The 2421-nt window shown below is 65.1% G+C and carries 2 protein-coding genes; both read left to right on the forward strand.

Going from position 1 to position 2421, the window contains the following annotated elements; translation table 11 throughout:
* Positions 1 to 164 precede the first annotated feature (164 nt).
* Complete coding sequence (istA, locus tag E0T84_RS31465; protein WP_138746416.1) at positions 165 to 1679, forward strand: IS21 family transposase; 1515 nt, start codon at positions 165 to 167, stop codon at positions 1677 to 1679.
* A partial coding sequence (istB, locus tag E0T84_RS31470) for an IS21-like element helper ATPase IstB (RefSeq protein ID WP_138746417.1) occupies positions 1676 to 2421 on the forward strand: 746 nt, incomplete at its 3' end. The genes istA and istB, both read left to right, overlap by 4 nt.

Genomic DNA, 2421 nt, shown 5'->3' on the forward strand with positions numbered 1-2421 from the left:
TGTCCGTGGCCATGAAAAAGTCCCCACTGGTGGCCAAGTGGAGGTCCCCACTGGTGGCCAGATAAAAGTCCCCACCCCGTGTTCGTCGTGTCGATCAGGAACTGCGGGCCCCGGTGGTGACGGTGAAGGTGCCAACCACTCATCGCCACCACCGGGGAGTTCCATTGAAGTCTGCGAGGGACCGTATGGACATCATTTCTGCCTATCAACAACTCGGGTCGTATCGAGCCGCGGCCGAGCTGTGCGGCACCACCCACAAGACCGTGAAACGGGTGGTGGACAAGTTCGAAGCCGATCAAGCCGGTGTGTCACCGCCGGCACGCGCCCAGCGCGACCGCAACTACGATCCTGTCGCCGAGCTGGTCGCAGCGCGGGTGGCCAAGTCACAAGGGCGGATCTCGGCGAAACGGCTGCTTCCGATCGCTCGGGCCGCCGGCTACGGCGGCTCAGACCGTAACTTCCGCCGCCTGGTCGCCGAGGCGAAGAAGCAGTGGCGCCACACCCATCTTCGGGGCCGTCGCCCGGCGGTGTGGACCCCGGGTGAGTATCTGGTCATCGACTGGGCCACCGTGGGTGGGCTGCACCTGTTCTGCGCGGTGCTGGCCTATTCGCGGTGGCGCTTCGCGGCGTTCGCTACCGACGAGAAGGCCACCACCACAATGGCGTTGATCGCCGAAGCGTTGGCCGTGATCGGTGGGGTGCCGCACAAGGTGCTCGCCGACCGGATGGGCTGCCTCAAAGCCGGGGTGGTCGCCAACCTCGTGATCCCCACCCCGGACTACGTCCGGTTCGCCACCCATTACGGGTTCGCGCCGGACTTCTGCCACGCCGCCGATCCCGAATCCAAAGGCATCGTGGAGAACCTGGTGGGCTACGCCCAGCGTGATCTGGCCGTCCCGTTGTTCACCGAAGCCGAGATCGCCGGACGGGTGGTGAGCGTGCACGAGGCCAACGCCGCCGCGCGTCAGTGGTGTGTCGAGGTCAACGCACGGGTGCATTCGGAGATCTGCGCGGTTCCCGAGCAGCGCCTGCACTCTGAGCGAGAGGTGTTGAGGCCGTTGCCGTCTCTGCGTCTGCAGATCGATCCGCCGCCGGTGACCCGCAAGGTGGATCGGCTCTCATGTGTGCGGTTCGCCTCTGCCCGCTACTCGGTGCCGACCCGTCTGATCGGGGCCACTGTCATCTTGGTTCAACGCGACGGGCAACTGATCATCGTCGAACAGTCCTCCGGTGAGGTGGTGGCCGAACACGACCTGGCGATGCCGGGAACGTCCTCGGTTCTCGATGAGCATTACGAACGCCCACGGCAGTCACCCAGCCGAGAACCACGACCCAGAACCGCTGCTGAGCAACAGTTCTGCGCACTGGGCGACAGTGCCGAAAGATTCCTTATCGGGGCCGCGGCCATCGGTAACAGCCGGTTGCCTGCGGAACTGGACGTCCTGCTGGCCTTGGGTGCCGCTCACGGCACCGACGCCCTGGTGGCGGCGTTGAACCGGGCGGTGGCGTTCAAACGGTTCCGCGCCGCCGATGTGCGCTCCATCCTGGCCGCCGGGGCCGGCGCTCCGCAGCCACGCCCGGCCGGCGAGGCGTTGATCCTTGATCTGCCGATCGCCCCGACCCGGTCGCTGGACGCCTACAAAGTCAGCCCGGTCGCCGAAGGCGGGGTGACTCCATGACAACCTCCGCTACAGAATCGAAGACGAAAACTGTTCCACCGCAGTCTGTACCGGCACTGGCGGCCGATCTCGATGCGGGGCTGCGTCGGCTCAAACTCGCCGCGATCCGGCGCACGGCACCCGAGGTCCTGCTCACCGCGAAAACCCAACGCTGGACCCCCGAGGAAGTGCTACGCACCCTCGTCGAGACAGAACTCGCCGCCCGCGATGCCTCCAACATCGTCAACCGCCTCAAGGCTGCCGGGTTCCCGGTCACCAAGACCTTGGAGTCCTTCGATGTCACAGCATCGTCGATACAGCCGAAGGTGTTCGACTATCTGTCGAGCTTGGAATGGGTTCGCACTCAACAGAACCTGGCGATCATCGGACCCGCTGGCACCGGCAAATCGCACACCCTGATCGGGCTCGGGATCGCCGCAATCCACGCCGGACACAAAGTCCGCTACTTCACCGCTGCCGATCTCATCGAAACCCTTTACCGAGGGCTGGCCGACAACACCGTCGGCAAGATCATCGAATCACTATTGCGCGTCGACCTCATCATCCTCGACGAACTGGGCTTCGCACCCCTGGATGACACCGGCACCCAACTGCTGTTCCGCCTCGTCGCGGGCGCCTACGAACGCCGCTCCCTGGCCATCGGATCGCACTGGCCGTTCGAACAATGGGGTCGCTTCCTACCTGAGCAGACCACCGCAGTCAGCATCCTCGACCGCCTCCTGCACCACGCCACCGTCGTCAT

Origin of the sequence: Mycobacterium sp. DBP42, from assembly GCF_005924235.1 — a bacterium.
In the GTDB taxonomy this organism is placed as follows: Bacteria; Actinomycetota; Actinomycetes; order Mycobacteriales; family Mycobacteriaceae; genus Mycobacterium; species Mycobacterium syngnathidarum.